Raw genomic sequence first — 16,464 nt, 5'->3', positions numbered from 1 at the left:
CAGGGCGGCGTTCCGCTCTGTGACGGCGCGGCACCGGGATCGCGCGCTCGCCGCCGGGGAACGCGCGGAACCCGCGCCGGGCGCGCCGCGGCGCTCACCCGGCGCGGAAGCCCCGGTGGATCATCCGGCGTGACGCGCGAGCCACTGCCGATAGGTGGTCCCGGCGATGACGGCGCTCTCCTTGGCGATGAGGGCGTCGCCCGAGGCGGCGGCGTACATGCCGGCGCGGTCGTCGGTGACGACCGCGCGGTGGTCACCGCGGGCGGCGAGGGTGATCCGGCCCAGTTCGTCGAGCGCGAAGACCTCGGGACCGGCGACGTCCAGGGTACCCCGCAGCGGGACGCCCACGCTGACGTCGGCCACGGCCCGGGCGACGTCGTCCGCGGCCATGGGCTGCAGGAGGGTAGTGGGCAGGCGTACGGTGCGCTCGTCGGAGGTCCAGGACAGCACCGTGTCGACGAACTCGAAGAACTGCGTGGAACGCACGATCGAGTACGGCACGGGCCCGGCCCTGAGGATGTCCTCCTGCAGCACCTTCGCGCGGTAGAAGACCAGATCGGGCACCAGGTCGGCACCCACGATCGACAGGATGACCGCGTGACCGACGCCCGCCGCATCGGCGGCGGCCAGCAGGTTGTCCATGGTCCTGCGGAAGAAGGCGGGGGAGGCGTCGTCGAAGGTCCGCGGCTTCGTCAGGTTGACGACGACGTCGACGTCCGCCAGCGCCCCGGGCAGGCCCCGCCCGCTGAGCAGGTCCACGCCGGTGGACGTCGAGTGCGGCACCGCCTCGTGCCCGCCCGCGTTCAGGATCCCGACCACCCTGGATCCGATGAGGCCGGTCCCACCGATGACAGCGATCTTCATTTCATGACCTTCCCCGCTCTCGCAATGACGGCACGCGCCGCCTCCCCCGCGGACCCGGACGCCAAGGGCCCGCTCATCCCCTGCGACCGGATGATCCCCCGGTTCGTGACAGGTTCCCGCCGGACGAACGACCTGGTCTCCCGGCCCCCTGGTCCGCTCGCCTGTCCGGGGTCGATGGCGACGAGACCAGCATGCCCTCACCGCCGCCGTTCACCGGCCGATGACGGCGGGCACGTCCCCGACGGTCGCCCCGGAGCCGAAACGTCCCCGCCGGCGATGTCGGTCCCGGCCTGTACGTTGACGCCTCGTTGGCATGTGATCCTTCGGGTGAGGAGTGAGCGGCGTGGGTGCTTGGGACAGCGGTCCTTTCGACAACGACTCGGCGGCGGACTGGTGCGGGGAGCTGGGTGACGCCGGTCCGGAGGACCGGGCGGGCGTGGTCCGGCAGGCGCTGCTCGGTGCCGCGGAGTCCGTGGACTATCTGGAGGTGGACGAGGGGTCCGCGGCGGTGGCGGCGGCGGCCATCGTCGCGGCCGAGTGCTGCGGCGGTCCGCCGGTCACTTCGGCGTACGCGCCGGACTTCCTGCGGGAGGGCGGCGGGATCGGCCTTTCCGACGACCTCGTGCCGCTCGCGCTGCGTGCGCTGGACCGTGTTCTGGGCGAGGATTCCGAGCTCTGGGAGCTGTGGGAGGAGGCTGATGACGGCCGCTCGTTCCTGGCGGAGATCGAACCTTTGCGCGCCGCTCTCACGCGGGGAGCCGCCGGCTGAGGAGAGCGGGAGCGGCCACATGAGAAAGACCAGGTCGGACGGTAGATGACCTGGTCTTGGTGGCGCGCCCTGCAGGATTCGAACCTGCGACCGTCGGATTAGAAGTCCGGTGCTCTATCCAGCTGAGCTAAGGGCGCTCCCGCCTAATTGTGCATGATTCAGGAAGCGGTCACGCATCAGTTATCAGGCTGTGTTGTGAGGATCACTGTAGGGGATCCTCGAACCGCCCGGCGCGGTAAGCGCCATCCGGGCGACGGCGGGCCCGGAAAGGCGGAACCGCGCAGAGGCCGGGCGGCCGGGTGGGTTCGCACGAGCGCGTTCCCGCCCGCCCGCGGGCGGGTCTACCCTCGTATGCCATGTTCGCTGTCACGGCCCACGAGGAGATCCCCTTGCTGGGCGGTGACGTGACCTACGGGGTGGTCCGGGTCGGCGAGACCGTCCGCAGGCCCTCCCGGCCGTCCACGCCCGCGGTCCACGCGCTGCTGCGGCATCTGGAGGCCGCCGGGTTCGACGGCGCGCCCCGGGCGCTGGGAACGGACGAGCGGGGCCGGGAGATCCTCTCCTACGTCGAGGGCAACTCCGCTCCCAGGCCGCTGCCCGGCTACGCGCTCACCGACGAGGCGCTGACAGCCCTGGCGGTCCTGTTGCGCCGCTTCCACGACGCGGCGGCGGGCTTCACCCCGTCACCGCGCGCCGTATGGGAAGCCGGGTCCAACGACGACGCGGCCCCGGAGCTGGTCGGGCACTGCGACGTCAACCTCGACAACGTGATCTTCCGCGACGGCCTGCCCGCGGCGCTGATCGACTTCGACCTGGCCCGGCCGACGACCCGGCTGTTCGACGTGGTGACGACCCTGCGGCACTGGGCTCCGCTCGCCGACCCGCTGGACCTGGAGCCGCTCCAGCGCTCCCTGCCGGTCGGCCCCCGGCTGCGGCTGTTCTGCGACGCGTACGGCCTGGCCCCCCGCGACCGCCGCCGCCTGCTCGACCTCGCCCGCCTGCGCTTCGGCCGCTCCTACCACGTCATGCGGACCCGGGCCGTCACCGCCGGCGGCGGCTGGGCCCGCATGTGGGAGTCGGGCGCGGGGGAGCGCATCCGCCGGGCCCTCGCCTGGCTCGACACCCATCAGGACGAACTCGATGCCCATCTCCTCTGACCGTCGCACCGCCCCGGGAGCCCTCGGCCGCGCGCTCTCCCGGATGCCCGGCCCTGTGCGGCCCGGCCGGGCCGAGGCGTTCGGCGTGCTCGCCGGGGTCGCCCTCGACGCGCTGCTCGCCGACCCCCGGCGCGGCCACCCGGTGGCGGTGTTCGGCCGGGCCGCCGCCGCGCTGGAGAGGCGTCTGTACGGTGACGCCCGCCCCGCCGGGATCCGCTACGTCGCCGCCTGCGTGGGCCCGGTGGCGCTGCTCGGGCTGGCCGCGGCCCGGACGCCGGACCCGCGGGTCCGGGGCGCGCTGGCCGCGGCGGCGACCTGGGCGGTGCTGGGCGGCACCACCCTGGGACGCGAGGGCGCCGCCATGGCCGGGCTGCTGGAGTCCGGCGACCTCGCCGGGGCCCGGCGGCGGCTGCCGCACCTGTGCGGGCGCGACCCGTCCCGGCTGGAGGAGTCCGGGCTGGCCCGGGCCACCGTCGAGTCGATCGCGGAGAACACCTCCGATGCCGTCGTGGCGCCGCTGTTCTGGGGCGCGGTCGCCGGGATCCCGGGCCTGCTGGCCTACCGGGCGGTCAACACCCTCGACGCGATGGTGGGCCACCGCGACGCGCGCTACGAGCGGTTCGGCTGGGCCGCGGCCCGGCTCGACGACGTGGCCAACTACGTCCCGGCCCGGATCACCGGGCTGCTGACGGTCCTCGCCGCCCCGCTGGCCGGCGGTTCGGCCCGGCGGGCGGCGGCCGTGCTGCGCCGGGACGGTCACCGCCACCCGAGCCCCAACGCGGGCCGGTGCGAGGCGGCCTTCGCCGGGGCGCTGGACCTCACGCTCGGCGGCGTGAACGTCTACGGCGAACGCGTGGAACACCGTCCGGAGATGGGCGACGGCGCCAAGCCGTCGGTCGCGGACATCCGCAGGTCCGTACGGCTGGCACGGGTGGTGAACCTCGCCGCCGCGGGCCTGGCCGCCGCCGCGCTGCTCGCCCGCCGTACCGGACCGGCGAAGGGACGGCTCGCGAGCCGGGCGGTGATCGGACGATGAGCGGCGATCGGACGATGAGCGGCGATCGGGCGACGGACTGCGGCCGGATCATGAGCGGCGGCCGGACGACGAGCAGGGCGGTCCGGGCGGGAACGGACGGAAGAGACGGGAAGGTGCGCGGGTGAAGGGCGCGTTGCTGGTCGCCGGGACCACCTCCGACGCGGGCAAGAGCGTCGTCACCGCCGGTGTCTGCCGCTGGCTGGCCCGCCAGGGGGTCAAGGTCGCGCCGTACAAGGCGCAGAACATGTCGCTCAACTCCTTCGTCACCGCCGACGGCGCCGAGATCGGCCGCGCGCAGGCGATGCAGGCCGCCGCGTGCGGCCTGGAGCCGGCGGCCGACATGAATCCGATCCTCCTCAAGCCGGGCAGCGACCGGCGCAGCCAGGTCGTGGTCATGGGACGGCCGCTGACCGACGTCGACGCGATGGAGTACCGGGACCTCAAGGACCACCTCCGCACGGTCGCCGTCGACGCGCTGGAGCGGCTGCGCGCCCGCTACGACGTCGTGGTCTGCGAGGGCGCGGGCAGTCCGGCGGAGATCAACCTGCGCGAGGGCGACATCGCCAACATGGGCCTGGCCCGCGCCGCCGGCCTGCCGGTCGTCGTGGTCGGCGACATCGACCGCGGCGGGGTCTTCGCCGCGATGTACGGGACGGTGGCCCTGCTGGAGCCCGCCGACCAGGCGCTGATCGCCGGGTTCGTGGTCAACAAGTTCCGCGGGGCCCGCGAGCTCCTCGAACCGGCCCTCGGCATGATCAGGGAGTTGACCGGCCGGGAGGTCTACGGCGTGCTGCCGTGGCTGGAGGGCGCGTGGCTGGACGCCGAGGACTCCCTCGCCCTGGACAACCGTCCCGCGATCGGGACGCGTGCGCCGTACGGCCGGCAGACCCTGCGCGTCGCGGTGGTCAGGCTGCCGCGCGTCTCCAACTTCACCGACGTCGACGCCCTGGCCGCCGAGCCCGGGGTGACGGTCCGCTTCGTGACCTCTCCGGCCGAGCTGGACGACGCCGACCTGGTGGTGTTGCCCGGCTCCCGCGCCACGGTCTCCGACCTGGCCTGGCTGCGCGCGACCGGCCTGGCCGCCGCGCTGCCCGGCCGGGCCGTGCTGGGGATCTGCGGCGGCTATCAGATGCTCGCCCGGACCATCCACGACGACGTCGAGTCCGGCGCCGGCCGGGTGGAGGGGCTCGGCCTGCTGCCCGCGACGGTGGTGTTCGCCCCGGACAAGACGCTGGGCCGGCCGGTCGGCGCGGCGTACGGCTGCCCCGTCATGGCCTACGAGATCCACCACGGGGTCGTGACGGCCGAGGGCGGCGAGCCGTTCCTCGACGGCTGCCGCTCGGGCACCGTCTGGGGCACCACCTGGCACGGCGCCCTGGAGAACGACGGCTTCCGCCGGGCGTTCCTGGCCGACGTGGCGGCGGTGACCGGCCGCGACTTCGTGCCCGCCCCGGACGTCTCCTTCGCCGCGCTGCGCGAGGAACGGCTGGACGCCCTGGGCGACCTGGTCGAACACCATCTGGACACCGGCGCCCTGCTCCGGCTCCTGGAACACGGAGCCCCGGAGGGCCTGCCGATCCTGCCGCCGGGCGGTGTCCGGGGAGCGCCGTGACGGGGCCGCCGCGAGCGCCGGGACCGGACCCGGCGGGCGGGTCAGGGGTGGGCCGGTCACGCGCGCCGGGTCGCGGTCCCGCGCGGGCCGGCGCGCCCGGCGGGCCGGACGGCGTCGTCCAGCGGGAGCTCGTTCGAGCCGGCCTGCACCAGTAGCGGGGGCAGGCCCCGCAGGTCGGCGAACACCGGGCTCGCCAGCGGATCGGCGGAGTCCTGACCGGCCAGGTAGCGGGTGGCGAACGCCTGGACCGCCTCCCGGGTGAAGATCGGGTCGATGCCCTCCTTCGTGCGCATGCTCTGCCCGCCGAGTGTCAGGTCGACCCACGGGGACAGGACGACGGCGCCCGCCGGCTGCGGCAGGCCCGCGTCGCGGGCCGCGGCCATGGTGGCGACCGCCCCCGCCGCGTGACGAGGCGGGAGCCCGGCGATGATCGGATTTTCACCGGAGATCTCCGTGGACCCCTGCGGATCCCGGCATTTCACGCGATCCTGGTACGCGAACTGCACAGCGTTGCCGAGGAGCGGGATGCCGGGACTGGAAGCCGTCGTCGCCGCGGCGGGAAAGGCCGTCGCCGAGCGCGCCGTACGGGAGGGGCTGGCCGCGCGGGCGGACGGGACGGAGCGGAAGGCGGACCTCACGACGCTGATCCGCAGCGGGTTCCCCGACCGGTTCGTCCGGCGCAGCCTCGAACGGCAGCTGGAGGCCATCGCCGACGGGGTGGAGCGGCGGCTGGCGGCACTCGTCGAACGGGAGTACGGCGGGCTCACCGAGGACGACCGGGCGGCGGTCCTGCACGAGGTGCTGGCGACCCTGAAAGCCGCCGACCTGACCGACGGCGCCGTCCTGGCGGCCGACATGGACCCGATCAAGCTCGCCAAGGCCGTCCGCGCCGGGCTGCCCGACCCGGCCCGGCAACTCGGCGAGGCCGGGGGACGGCTGTACGACGTGCTGCTGGACGAGTGCCTCGACTGCCTCGTCCGGATCATCCAGCAGCTCCCGCAGTACCTGCCGCGGGCCGCCACCGAGGCCCTCGGCCGCCTGTCGTCCGTCGAGGAGCAGATCGCCGCCCTCGGGCAGCACGTCTCGGCGGCGCTGGCCCGGCTGCCCGCCCGCTCCCTGGAGGCGCCCTGCGGCACCCAGGACGACGCGGAGTTCGAGCGCCGCTACCTCGAACACCTCAGCCGCACCCTCGACGAGGTCGAGCTGTTCGGCGTCCGCGTGGAGAACTACCGGCCCCGCGCCACCCTGAGCGTCGCCTACATCAGCCTCGGCGTCTCGGCGGAGGCGAAGGCGCGCCGCCGCGTCCCGGAGCGGATGCGCCTCGCCGAGCTGGCCGGGACGGCCGCCGAGGCGGAACCGGCGACCCTGCGTGTCGAGAGCGCCCTCGGCCGGTCCCGGCGCACCCTCCTGCGCGGCGACGCCGGGTCCGGCAAGAGCACGCTGCTGCGCTGGCTGTCGGTGACCGCGGCGCGCGGCGGCTTCTCCGGCGACCTGGAGCCCTGGAACGGCTCCGTCCCGTTCGTCGTCAAGCTCCGCAGCCACCCCTCCGGCGACCTGCCCGCGCCCGAGGACCTCCTCGCGGACGTCGCCGGTCCGGTGGCCGGTCGGATGCCCGCCGGGTGGGCGCACCGGGTGCTCGACGCCGGACGGGCGCTGCTGCTCGTCGACGGGGTGGACGAGCTGGCCGTACGGCACCGCCCCGCGGTCCGCAGGTGGCTCGCCGACCTGCTGGCCGCCTACCCCGGCACCCGGACCGTCGTCACCTCCCGCCCCGCGGCCGCCGACGCCCGCTGGCTGACCGAGGAGGGCTTCTCCTCGGTGACGCTGGAGCCGATGACCCCGTCCGACCTGCGGGAACTGGTACGGCAGTGGCACGCGGCGATGCGCGGGTCACCGAGCCTGCCGTGCCCGCCGGAGCGGCTGGACGAGTACGAGGGCGCGCTGCTGGCCCGGTTCGAGGGCGGCCCGCACCTGCGGGCGCTCGCCGCGACGCCGCTGCTCGCGGCGATGCTGTGCGCGCTGAACCTCGACCGCGGCAAGCAGCTGCCGCGCAACCGGATGGGCCTGTACGCGGCGGCGCTGGAGCTGCTGCTGGAACGCCGGGACGCCGAGCGCGGCATCACCGCCGAGGTCGCCCTCGAAGCCGAGCAGAAGATCCGCATCCTGCAGGACCTCGCCTGGCAGCTCGCCGTGTGGGGCCGCTCTGAGCTCGCGAGGACGACGGCGCTGCGACGGGTCGAGGAGAAGATCCGGACCATGCCCCGGGTGAAGGCGACCGCCGAGGCCGTGCTCGACCACCTGCTCCAGCGCAGCGGGGTGATCCGGGAGCCGGTGCCGGGCCGGATCGACTTCGTGCACCGGACCGTGCAGGAGTATCTCGCCGCCAAGCAGGCCGCTGACGACGCCGACGTGGAGCCACTGGTGGAGCGCGCGCACCTGGACCAGTGGCGCGAGACGGTGGTGATGGCCGCCGGGCACGCCAACGCGCCCGTGCGGCGGGATCTGCTGCGCGGGCTGCTCGACCGGATCGACGCCGAGGACCGGTACGGCAGGCGGCTGCGGCTGCTGGTCGCCGGCTGCCTGGAGACGATCCAGGAACTCCCCGGCGACCTGCGCGACCGCCTGGAGGGCTGCCTCGCCGCGGTGATCCCGCCGCGCAACGAGGCCGAGGCGAGGACGCTCGCGCTCGCCGGGGAGGAGGTGCTGCGCCGCCTCCCCGACGACGTGCGCGGCCTGCCGAAGGCGCGGGCGGTGGCGACGGTGCGGACCTGCTGGCTGGTCAACGGGGAGGAAGGGCTGCGCAGACTCGCCGGGTACCGGACGGATCAAAGACGGGAGGTACGGGACGAACTGGCCACCGGATGGGACTACTTCGAACCCGACCGGTACGCGGCGGAGGTCCTCGCGGGGGCGTCTTCCGACGAGGCGGCGCTGACGGTGCGCAATCCGCGCCTGCTGGACAGCCTGCGGCATGTGAAGTGGCTGAGGGAACTGCAGGTGAGCTGCCATGTCCCCGGTGACCTCGGGTTCCTCCGGTCCACGCCGCCGCTGCGGACGCTGGTGCTGGACTCCGTGGGGAACGGCGGTCTGGACGGCCTGACGTTCCAGCCGGACCTCGAATGGCTGCACATCTGGCTGGCGCCGCGACGCTCCCCGGACCTGAGGTTCCTCGCGCACATGCCGAAGCTGCGGCGTCTGAACCTGATGGAGCACGACTTCGGGGGAAGCCTGGCCTTCCTCGACGCCCTGCCTCGGCTCGACTTCCTTTTCCTGCGGGACGTAGGGCCGGTACGGGACTTCGGCCCGGTCGCCCGGCACACCGGCCTTCGCTTCCTGGGCCTGCACGGAGCGCGCCATCTGCGGGACCCCGCGGTTTTCGCGAATCTCTCCGAGCTGACCTGGGTCAGTCTCCGCGATGTGGACGCGGACGGAGGGCTCACCGCTCTGGCCGTGGGGCATCGGACCATCCGGGAAGTCCACCTCCTGAACCCGATCGGCCTCGGCGATCTGGGAGTTCTGGACCCCCTGGATCTCGGGACGCTGACCCTGTCGGGCTGTCCCGCGGTGACGGACCTGACCCCGCTGGCCCGGCAGCCGAACCTGGAGACTCTGACCCTGCAGGCCACGGGCGTCTCCGACCTCGGGCCGCTGGCCCGCCTTCCCCGGCTCAGCGACCTCTACCTCGCGGACTGCCCCGGGGTGAGGGATCTCGGGCCACTCGCGGAGGTGGGCTCGCTGCGCCACCTCAGCCTGGCGGGTGCGGCCCCCGTGCTCGATTTGGCGCCGCTGGCGGGCAGGCGGGGGCTCCGGATCACGGCCGGATCCGGTCAGGAGCTGCGCAACCTGCACCTCCTGGACCGGAGCGTACGGATCAGGCGCGTCTAACGGCACCGAGGGGGCACGGCGGCCGGGCCGGACGACCGGCGCTCCAACTCCGCCCGTCGCGCCGTCGGCCCGTGACGCCGCCCGGGGCGGAGCGTCGGATCCGCCGGGCCGGGACGGCTCTCAGGATTCGGCGGCCGGCGCCCGGTGGTTCGCGGTGATCCAGGCGTCGATCCGCGCCCAGTTGTCGTAGAGCCAGCGGACCTGCTCCTCGCGGTCGCGGGGGACGTCGTCCGCGTCGACCCGCCACCACGTCGCCCGCACCTCCGCGTGCGTGGGCAGCTTGGTCCAGAGGTCGCCGAGGGTGACCAGGTCGTCCAGGCCGGTGTGGGCGACGAACACCACGTCGGCGGCGGGGCAGGCGTCGATGGCGGCGAAGGCCCCGCCGGGATGCGGGGGGAGCAGGTGCGTGAGGCGGCGGGCGCCGGCGGCCTCCTCGGCCAGGCCCTTGTTCTCCAGGCGCCGGATGGCCCTCGCCCGCCGCCTGGGGGTGAAGTTCCCGCCCTCCGGGAAGATCACCAGGGCGTCGTCGGGGTCCATGCCGGCGGCCAGCCGGCGGATCTCGGCGACGACGCCGCCCGCCCCGGAGCCCCGGGGGACGAAGGCGCTGGGAACCCGGCCGGTCAGCACGTCCAGGGACGGGTCGAGCCGCAGGGCCGCCTTCATCACGATCCTGGGACGCCTGCCGTACACGCTGAGCAGGTGGTGCACCAGCAGGACGGAGTCGCCGGGGCCGGCGTGCCGGGCGAGCACGATGACCGGGCGGGTCAGGCGCCGGGACAGCTCGCCCGGGGTGGGCGGGGGCACCTCCATGAGGACGCGCAGGCCGAAGATCCGCTCGGCCGCGCCGTACACCCGGCCCAGGAACCATTTGATCAGGGCGTAGTGGCGGTCCTCGTACTCGTCGCGGCTGAGCCGCCCGCCGAACCCGGAGACCACCCAGATGCCGAAGCAGGCCAGCAGCGCCATCGTCTCCAGCGTCAGCCACGCCACCGCGAACCACACCAGGCGGGTGCCCCGCCGCTGCGGGGGCGGCAGGCGCAGCGAGGCCGCGGCGACCACCAGCAGCCAGACCGGGAGCGTGACCAGCGCGGCCACGGCGAGCACCACCACCAGGGGCGCGAGGACCAGTCGGCGGACGATGCGGGGAGGGAGCACCGGCCCCTCCTTCTGCTCAGGCGGACGACCGCCGGGCGAGATACTCCGACGACGCCCGGTACGCACGCTCGATGTACCCAGATATGCGCGATGAATCGCGGTAGCGCAGCTGGGAGAGGTCCACACCGGGCCTGGCCTCGGCGCCGGCGGGCATGACGTGCACCTCCACGCCGTCGGGCAGCGCGGTCATCTCCTCGGTGAAGCGGTGCCGGCGGGCGATCTCGAAGGCGGTCAGGCCGACCTCCCACGGCCGGCGCGGGGCGACCAGGGGCCGCTCTATCCGGCCGACGTGCAGGACGTAGACGCGGCGAGCGCCGAGGGCGACGGCGCGGCCCACCGGGATGCTGTGGACCAGCCCGCCGTCGAGGAAGTGGTCGCCGCCGATGCGGACCGGCGGCAGCAGTCCGGGGACGGCGCAGGAGGCGAGGACCGCATCGAGGATCGGCCCCTCGGTGAACCAGTGGGCGGTGGCCCGCTCGACGCAGGCGGCCACGCACTGGAACGGCACGGCCAGGTCCTCGATGCGGGTCACGGGGAGCATCCCGGCCAGCAGGCCGCGCAGCGGCGCGGCGGAGTGCAGGTGGGTGCCGCTCCTGGCGAGGGTGGACAGCCGGGTCATCCACGACCCTCCGAAGGCGGTGCGGACCGCCTCCGACTCCCACAGGGAGGTCAGCCGGGCGACGGCCGCAGCGGGGTCGGCGGCGAGCATGACGCCGTTCAGCGCGCCGACGGAGGTGCCGACGACCACGTCGGGCTTGACGCCCGCCTCGTCCAGCGCCCGCAGCATGCCGACCTCGTGCGCGCCGAGCACCCCTCCGCCGCCCAGCACGAACGCCGTGTCCACGTTCATGCCCCACACGATAGACCCGGCGCGCGCCCCACGCGGCGGTCCCGGCGGCGCCTGACCGCCGGGACGGACTCCGGACCTGTGGATCCGCGTCCGGCCCCGAGGCCGGCCGCGCGCGGGGGCTCAGGGGAGCAGCAGGAGCTTGCCGGTGGTGCGGCGGGCCTCCAGGTCCTCGTGGGCCCTGGCCGCCTCGGCGAGGGGGTAGCGGCCGGAGATGTGCACCTTCAGCTTCCCGGAGGCCACCCAGTCGAACAGGTCCGAGGCCCGCCAGGTGAGCTCCTCGCGGGTGGCGACGTAGTGGGCGAGGGCGGGCCGGGTCAGGAAGAGGGACCCGCGCTGGTTGAGGACCTGCGGGTCCAGCGGCGGGACCGGGCCGCTGGACTGGCCGTACAGGGCCATCATCCCGCGCGGACGCAGCGCGGCGAGGCTGCCGTCGAAGGTGGCCGCGCCGACGCCGTCGTAGACCACGTGAACGCCGGAGCCGGTCAGGTCGCGGACCGCCTCGGAGAAGCCCTCGTAGCGAAGCACCTCGTCGGCGCCCGCCTGACGGGCCAGCTTCTCCTTCTCCTCGGTGGAGACCGTCCCGATCACCCGGGCGCCGCGCAGCTTGGCCATCTGGACGAGCAGCAGGCCCACGCCCCCGGCCGCGGCGTGCACGAGCACGTCGTCGCCGGGCTTGACCTCGTAGACCGAGTGGGTCAGGTAGTGCGCGGTCAGCCCCTGCAGGGTGACGGCCGCCGCGACCTCGGCGGAGACCCCCTCGGGCACCCGGACCAGCCGGGAGACCGGCACCGCGACCTTCTCGGCGTAACTCCCCATCACGTTGGACCACGCCACGGTGTCACCGGCCGAGACGCCCTCGACGTCCTCGCCGACCGCGGTGACCGTGCCCGCGCCCTCGCCGCCGAGGACGAACGGCAGGGAGAGGGGGTAGCGGCCCATCCGGTGGTAGACGTCGATGAAGTTCACGCCCGCGGCGGCGACGTCGACCAGCGCCTCCCCGGGGTTGGGCACGGGGTCGGGGTGCTCGGTGTAGGTCAGGGCCTCAGGGCCGCCGGTGGCACGGACGACTATGGCATGCATCGTGCTCGACTCCTCGGGTTCGGTCTGTGATCCTGTCGTCCCCAACTCTGCGGGATCACTCACCCTTCCCGGCCGGGTCACCGGGTCGCGATCAGGTCGTTCGGGCGGAGCCGCCGGAGCCCCGCGGGGTCACTCACCCTTCCCGGCGGAGTCCTTGGGCGGGAGCGGGCCGTTCAGGGTGAAGTTGTCGAACGACGTCCTGAGCGTGGCGCGGCCCTTCTCGGCGACCCGGGCGAACACGCCGACCGAGCCGTTGGGCAGCGGGGTGCCGTCGCGGGCGGTCTGCACCCGCTTGCCGTTGACCCACATGGTCAGCCGCACGCCGCTCTCGCCCTCGTCGGCGCACTCGGCCTGGACGCGGGCGGCCTCGCCCTTCGCCAGGTCCACCTCGGCGGGCGCGGCGAGCTCTCCTCCGGCGTTGTCGACGGCCTTGCGGATACGGGCCTTGCCCGAGGTGTCGAGCAGGAACTCGTACCGGGTCGCGTTGGTGCTGTCCTTGTCGCCGCGGCAGAACACGCCGTACTCGCCGGGACCGGAGCCACCGCGGATCTTGATGTCCACGCCGACGAGCAGCCGTGTCGGGACGACGGGCGTGGGACTGGCCGAGGGGACGGGGGTGGCCGGCGGCGCGGTCACGAACGGGATGGGCGCGTCCACCCGGTGGGAGGAGTCCTCGCCGTCGACGTCGATGGCGAAGTAGCCCTCGTGGGAGTAGCCCCACTTGCGCAGGGGCGGGTCGTAGTCGGAGCTGTACCAGTTGGTGCTCTGGGTGAAGTCGTCCTGGTAGAGCAGGGGCAGGTCGTCCGGCGGGCCGCTCGGGGACAGCAGGAGGTACAGGCCCACCCCGCCTGCCACGACGAGGGCCGCCGTCGCCGCGACGGCCAGGCGGAACCGCCCGCCCGTCCGGCCGCCGCGTGCCGCGGGCGGGGCGGCCGGGTCCGCCGGAGCGGCCCCGCCCGGCCGGCCGGCGCGCGTCTCCTGCGCGGCGGCCCCCTGCCACGGCGTGGTCGGTTGCGGAGCGGCTCCCTGCCACGGCGTGGTCGGTTGTGCGGTGGCCCCGGGCCACGGCGCGGTGGGCTGCGGTGCGCCCTCCGGCCACTGCGCGGTCCGCGCCGGAGCGGAGCCGTCCCCGGGGCCGTCCCACGGGGAGGTCGGCGAGCCCGCGTGGTCCCGGGGGGCTCCCGGCGCCGTGACCTGCGGATCCTGCTGCCAGACCGTCCGGACCGAGCGGGCGGCCTGCTCCGGCCCGGCCGAGCGGCCGATAAGATGGTCGAGGATCTGCTGGGCGGTGGGCCGGTGCTCCGGGTCCTTGGCCAGGGCGCGGGCCACCAGGTCGCGCAGCGCGGGCTCCATGCCCTCCAGCGCGGGATCGGTGTTCAGCACCTGGTACATCACCGAGGGCAGCGAGTCCCCGCCGAACGGCGGCCGGCCGCTGGCGGCGAAGGCCACCAGGCACCCCCAGGAGAACACGTCGCAGGCGGGGGAGACGCGTTCGCCGCGCAGCACCTCCGGCGCCATGTAGCGGGGGGTTCCGATGATCTCGCCGGTCCCGGTGATCCCGCTGAGGGTGTCCAGTGCCCGGGCGATGCCGAAGTCGATCACCCGGGGGCCGACGGAGGAGAGCAGCACGTTGGAAGGCTTGAGGTCGCGGTGCACGATCCCGGCGCCGTGGATCGAGGTGAGCGCGGTCGCCACGCCGACCGCCAGCGCGTCGAGGCTGGAGCCGAGCAGCGGCCCCTGCGTCCGTACGGTCTCCTCCAGGTTGGGGCCGGCCACGTACTCGGTGACGACGTAGAGCTGGTCGCCGTCCAGGTCGGCCTCGATCACGGCGGCCGTGCAGAACCGGCGGACCCGCTGGGCGGCTTCGGCCTCCCTGCGGAAGCGCATCCTGAACTGCTCGTGGCGGCTGTACTCCGGGTTGATCACCTTGATGGCGACCTGCCCTCCCTCGGGCGACTCGCCGAGGTAGACCGTGCCCATTCCGCCCCGGCCCAGCGGGCGAAGCACGCGATAACGGCCGATGTGAGGGGAATCGCCGGATCCGAGGTTGTTCACCGTCATACCTAACCGCATGCCATCCGTTGGGTGGATCACCATATCGAGATCCTCACGATGATCGGCAGTTGTGGCGACCCGCGGCTTGCGCTCCGTACGATAGGAACGTACGTTCGATGCCCAGGCCCGCCTTCCCCCGGGTGATCGTTCGACGGCCGCGGGAGAAGAGCGCCTTGAGCAGACTGTACGGTGACCCGATCGACGTGTGGACCCATGACGGGCTGCCGGTCCGGTTCGTCTGGCGCGACCGGCTCCACACCGTCCGGCGGGTGCTCGACCACTGGGTGGTCGCCCGGGAGTGGTGGAAGATCTCCGACAGCGACCCCGGGGAGCGCCGTTTCTGGCGGGTCGAGGCCGATCCCGGCGACCGGGTCGGCACCTACGAGCTCCGCTTCGACACCGCCGCCGAGGGCTGGTTGCTGATCAGGGCCTGGGACTGACGCCCCGCCCCGGCCCGCGCCCCCGTGAGGCGGCGGCGCCGGACGTCCGGGTCCTGTGCCCGGGTGACCTCCCGGACGGTCGCGGCGCACAGCACGGCGCAGGCGGCGACCCCGGCCAGCTCGGCCGGGCCGAGACCGGTCAGGCCCGCATCGTCCCCGCCCCCGGCGAGCAGCCGTACGGTGACCACGGCCGACAGGGCCAGCCAGCTCAGCCACCAGGCGGCGAGCAGCACCGGCCAGTGGCCGCCCCCGCCGCCCGCCGGGCGGGAGTTCCGCCACAGCCGGTGCAGCATCAGCGGCGGGGCGACGAGGTTGACCACCGGCACGAGCCACGCCGCCAGTACCGGGGCCACCGGCGACCGGGAGGGGGCGACGCTCCGCCGGGCCCGCACCAGCCACGACAGGTAGGCGACGGCCGCCGCGACCGTGGTCGCCACCACGAGGATCAGCAACAGGGCGAAGACGCTGGCGGCCCCGGTGACGGCCTGCGCCGGGGGAGCGTGGTGGTCGCCGCCGAGCGCCGCGAGCCGGCGGGCCAGCCACCGCCCGCGCGTCTCCTCGAACGCGGTCAGGCAGGCGACCGCGAGCACCTGGGCGGCGAGGAGCGCGTAGACGGCCACGGCGGGCCTCCTCGGCGCCAGCGGGACAGAGCGCATGGTCATCTCCCCCGGCATGCGATGGGGTGTCTGCCCTCTTCCTATCCAGCCGGGCTCTTCGCCAATCGCCCGGCGCAGGTCAGACCCGCTTCCGCGGCGCCCTCCGTCAGCCGACCACGCCCGACTCCCAGGCCCAGGCCGCGATCTCCACCCGGTTCCTGGCCCCGAGCTTCGCCTGGATGCTGCCCAGGTGCGTCTTGACCGTCGACAGCGAGACGAACAGCTCCGCGGCCACCTCCTGGTTGGTCCGCCCCCGGGCCACCAGGCGGACGACGTCCATCTCGCGCTCGGTGAGCGGCTCGGCGGGCGGGCGTCCGCCGTCCGACCTGGGCCGGGCCAGGTGCGAGAGCAGCCGCACGGTGACCGACGGCGACACCAGGGCGTCCCCGGCCGCCGCCGCCCGGATCGCCTCGATCAGCAGCGTCGGCCCGCTGTCCTTGAGCAGGAACCCGGTCGCCCCGGCCCGCAGCGCCCCGTAGACGTACTCGTCCAGGTCGAACGTCGTGACGATGACCACCCGCATCGGGTCGGCGACGCCGGGCCCGGCCAGGGCGCGGGTGGCCTCCAGACCGTCCAGCAGGGGCATCCGGATGTCGAGCAGGCACACGTCCGGCCGCAGCCTGCGCGCGTGCTCGATCGCCTCGGCGCCGTTCGCGGCGGTCGCCACGACCTCCATGTCCTGCTGGGCGTCCAGGATCATTTTGAACCCGGTCCGTACCAGTTCCTGATCGTCAGCGATGAGCACCCGAATCGTCACCCGAAGGATTCTGCCAGCCGTACCGGAGGGTCGGACCCCCGCACCGGACACTCCGGACGCCGGCCCCCGGACGCCGGTTCCCGGAACCCGCGCGGTCGGTCCCCGGACATCGGCTCCCGGACGCCGGCTCCCGGACGCCGGCTCCTGG

At 74.4% G+C, this 16,464-nt stretch carries 14 protein-coding genes, 1 tRNA gene and 1 pseudogene; 7 read left to right on the top strand and 9 right to left on the bottom strand.

The features are described 5' to 3' along the window. Positions 1-120: 120 nt before the first annotated feature. Entirely contained in the window at positions 121-864 is a 744-nt protein-coding gene (locus HDA43_RS20300) for an SDR family oxidoreductase (protein ID WP_179824056.1), read from the bottom strand. A 343-nt stretch (positions 865-1,207) separates the two neighbouring features. Between HDA43_RS20300 and HDA43_RS20295 the strand changes: the two genes are divergently transcribed. Next, positions 1,208-1,633, top strand: a complete 426-nt coding sequence (locus tag HDA43_RS20295; protein WP_179824055.1) for a DUF4259 domain-containing protein — start codon at positions 1,208-1,210, stop codon at positions 1,631-1,633. Between the two features lie 60 nt (positions 1,634-1,693). Here the strand turns inward: HDA43_RS20295 and HDA43_RS20290 are convergent. Beyond that, positions 1,694-1,770, bottom strand: a tRNA-Arg gene (locus HDA43_RS20290). 219 nt (positions 1,771-1,989) lie between these two features. Here HDA43_RS20290 and HDA43_RS20285 point away from each other — a divergent pair. The 3 genes from HDA43_RS20285 (at position 1,990) to HDA43_RS20275 (ending at position 5,438) form a co-directional block, all read left to right on the top strand. Further along, complete coding sequence (locus tag HDA43_RS20285) at positions 1,990-2,790, top strand: phosphotransferase (protein WP_179824054.1); 801 nt, start codon at positions 1,990-1,992, stop codon at positions 2,788-2,790. A gap of 43 nt (positions 2,791-2,833) precedes the next feature. After that, positions 2,834-3,826 carry a cobalamin biosynthesis protein gene (locus tag HDA43_RS20280; protein ID WP_179826257.1) on the top strand — a complete coding sequence of 331 codons (993 nt, stop codon included), beginning with the start codon at positions 2,834-2,836 and terminating at the stop codon, positions 3,824-3,826. Between the two features lie 121 nt (positions 3,827-3,947). Then, positions 3,948-5,438, top strand: a complete 1,491-nt coding sequence (locus tag HDA43_RS20275; RefSeq protein ID WP_179824052.1) for a cobyric acid synthase — start codon at positions 3,948-3,950, stop codon at positions 5,436-5,438. A 56-nt stretch (positions 5,439-5,494) separates the two neighbouring features. On the opposite strand, the gene HDA43_RS35205 is transcribed toward HDA43_RS20275, so the two are convergent. Beyond that, the gene (locus HDA43_RS35205; RefSeq protein WP_312873467.1) at positions 5,495-5,920 is read right to left on the bottom strand and encodes an alpha/beta hydrolase fold domain-containing protein; all 426 of its coding nucleotides are present in this window, start codon (positions 5,918-5,920) and stop codon (positions 5,495-5,497) included. Here HDA43_RS35205 and HDA43_RS36745 point away from each other — a divergent pair. Both HDA43_RS36745 and HDA43_RS20265 read left to right on the top strand, forming a co-directional pair. Next, positions 5,865-6,497 (top strand): annotated as a pseudogene (locus tag HDA43_RS36745) (NACHT N-terminal Helical domain 1-containing protein); the annotation flags it as partial. The gene HDA43_RS35205 and the pseudogene HDA43_RS36745 overlap by 56 nt on opposite strands. A 255-nt stretch (positions 6,498-6,752) precedes the next feature. Beyond that, positions 6,753-9,323 carry an NACHT domain-containing protein gene (locus HDA43_RS20265; RefSeq protein WP_376770524.1) on the top strand — a complete coding sequence of 857 codons (2,571 nt, stop codon included), beginning with the start codon at positions 6,753-6,755 and terminating at the stop codon, positions 9,321-9,323. Between the two features lie 120 nt (positions 9,324-9,443). Here HDA43_RS20265 and HDA43_RS20260 read toward each other — a convergent pair whose 3' ends face one another. The 4 genes from HDA43_RS20260 to HDA43_RS20245 all read right to left on the bottom strand — a co-directional run bounded on the left by HDA43_RS20260 (position 9,444) and on the right by HDA43_RS20245 (position 14,415). Further along, complete coding sequence (locus HDA43_RS20260; RefSeq protein WP_179824048.1) at positions 9,444-10,478, bottom strand: 1-acyl-sn-glycerol-3-phosphate acyltransferase; 1,035 nt, start codon at positions 10,476-10,478, stop codon at positions 9,444-9,446. Between the two features lie 16 nt (positions 10,479-10,494). Beyond that, positions 10,495-11,328: a patatin-like phospholipase family protein gene (locus HDA43_RS20255; protein WP_179824046.1), complete on the bottom strand. Its 834-nt coding sequence runs from the start codon at positions 11,326-11,328 to the stop codon at positions 10,495-10,497. Positions 11,329-11,448: 120 nt separating this feature from the next. Further along, positions 11,449-12,408, bottom strand: a complete 960-nt coding sequence (locus tag HDA43_RS20250) for a quinone oxidoreductase family protein (RefSeq protein ID WP_179824044.1) — start codon at positions 12,406-12,408, stop codon at positions 11,449-11,451. A 129-nt stretch (positions 12,409-12,537) separates the two neighbouring features. Then, positions 12,538-14,415 (bottom strand): serine/threonine-protein kinase, encoded by a 1,878-nt coding sequence (locus HDA43_RS20245; RefSeq protein ID WP_312873465.1) that lies wholly within the window; start codon positions 14,413-14,415, stop codon positions 12,538-12,540. Between the two features lie 221 nt (positions 14,416-14,636). Here HDA43_RS20245 and HDA43_RS20240 point away from each other — a divergent pair, with 221 nt between their 5' ends. Next, positions 14,637-14,903 carry a DUF6504 family protein gene (locus HDA43_RS20240; RefSeq protein WP_179824040.1) on the top strand — a complete coding sequence of 89 codons (267 nt, stop codon included), beginning with the start codon at positions 14,637-14,639 and terminating at the stop codon, positions 14,901-14,903. Here the strand turns inward: HDA43_RS20240 and HDA43_RS20235 are convergent. Together HDA43_RS20235 and HDA43_RS20230 are read right to left on the bottom strand one after the other, a co-directional pair. Further along, positions 14,843-15,559 (bottom strand): DUF4328 domain-containing protein, encoded by a 717-nt coding sequence (locus HDA43_RS20235; protein WP_179824038.1) that lies wholly within the window; start codon positions 15,557-15,559, stop codon positions 14,843-14,845. The two genes, HDA43_RS20240 and HDA43_RS20235, sit on opposite strands and share 61 nt — an antisense overlap. A 106-nt stretch (positions 15,560-15,665) precedes the next feature. Further along, positions 15,666-16,316 (bottom strand): response regulator, encoded by a 651-nt coding sequence (locus tag HDA43_RS20230; protein ID WP_179824037.1) that lies wholly within the window; start codon positions 16,314-16,316, stop codon positions 15,666-15,668. Positions 16,317-16,464 lie beyond the last annotated feature (148 nt).

It is taken from the genome of Streptosporangium sandarakinum, assembly GCF_013409935.1.
GTDB lineage: Bacteria > Actinomycetota > Actinomycetes > Streptosporangiales > Streptosporangiaceae > Streptosporangium > Streptosporangium nondiastaticum.
The sequence above is the reverse complement of the archived record's forward strand: the minus strand, read 5'-3'. Positions and strand labels throughout refer to the sequence as shown.

Excerpts from the sequence above, each read along its gene's own strand:
- HDA43_RS20235 (WP_179824038.1), bottom strand. The coding sequence starts at position 15,559 with ATGCGCTCTGTCCCGCTGGCGCCGAGGAGGCCCGCCGTGGCCGTCTAC.
- HDA43_RS20255 (WP_179824046.1), bottom strand. The coding sequence starts at position 11,328 with ATGAACGTGGACACGGCGTTCGTGCTGGGCGGCGGAGGGGTGCTCGGC.
- HDA43_RS20250 (WP_179824044.1), bottom strand. The coding sequence starts at position 12,408 with ATGCATGCCATAGTCGTCCGTGCCACCGGCGGCCCTGAGGCCCTGACC.
- HDA43_RS20300 (WP_179824056.1), bottom strand. The coding sequence starts at position 864 with ATGAAGATCGCTGTCATCGGTGGGACCGGCCTCATCGGATCCAGGGTG.
- HDA43_RS20285 (WP_179824054.1), top strand. The coding sequence starts at position 1,990 with ATGTTCGCTGTCACGGCCCACGAGGAGATCCCCTTGCTGGGCGGTGAC.
- HDA43_RS20280 (WP_179826257.1), top strand. The coding sequence starts at position 2,834 with ATGCCCGGCCCTGTGCGGCCCGGCCGGGCCGAGGCGTTCGGCGTGCTC.
- HDA43_RS20265 (WP_376770524.1), top strand. The coding sequence starts at position 6,753 with ATGCGCCTCGCCGAGCTGGCCGGGACGGCCGCCGAGGCGGAACCGGCG.